Origin of the sequence: Mesorhizobium sp. M0500, assembly GCF_040321165.1 — a bacterium.
Classification (GTDB): Bacteria; Pseudomonadota; Alphaproteobacteria; order Rhizobiales; family Rhizobiaceae; genus Mesorhizobium.
In genome coordinates this window covers 1-527 of the sequence record NZ_JAMYRB010000100.1, presented here as the reverse complement: position 1 = coordinate 527, position 527 = coordinate 1, and the positions used below count along the sequence as shown (strand labels likewise).

Sequence of the window (527 nt, the reverse complement as noted above, 5' to 3'; positions counted from 1 at the left end):
ATGGCAAAAGGTAAATTCGAGCGCACTAAGCCTCATGTGAACATTGGCACGATTGGTCACGTCGACCATGGCAAGACGTCGCTGACGGCGGCGATCACCAAGTATTTTGGCGAATACAAGCGCTACGACCAGATCGATGCGGCGCCGGAAGAGAAGGCGCGCGGCATCACCATTTCGACGGCGCACGTCGAATACGAGACCGCCAACCGCCACTATGCCCATGTCGACTGCCCCGGCCACGCCGACTACGTGAAGAACATGATCACCGGTGCTGCGCAGATGGACGGCGCGATCCTGGTGGTGTCGGCCGCCGACGGCCCGATGCCGCAGACGCGCGAGCACATCCTGCTCGCCCGCCAGGTCGGCGTGCCCTCGATCGTGGTGTTCTTGAACAAGGTCGACCAGGTCGACGACGCCGAGTTGCTCGAACTGGTCGAGCTCGAGGTGCGTGAGCTTTTGACCAAGAACGAGTTCCCCGGCGACGACATTCCGATCGTCAAGGGTTCGGCGCTTGCCGCACTTGAAGA

Annotated in this window: 1 protein-coding gene; it reads left to right on the top strand. The window is 61.3% G+C overall.

All coding sequences use genetic code 11. The annotated features are described in order from the left end of the window. The coding region (locus NKI70_RS33930; RefSeq protein WP_287096495.1) for a GTP-binding protein at positions 1–527 on the top strand (527 nt) is incomplete at its 3' end.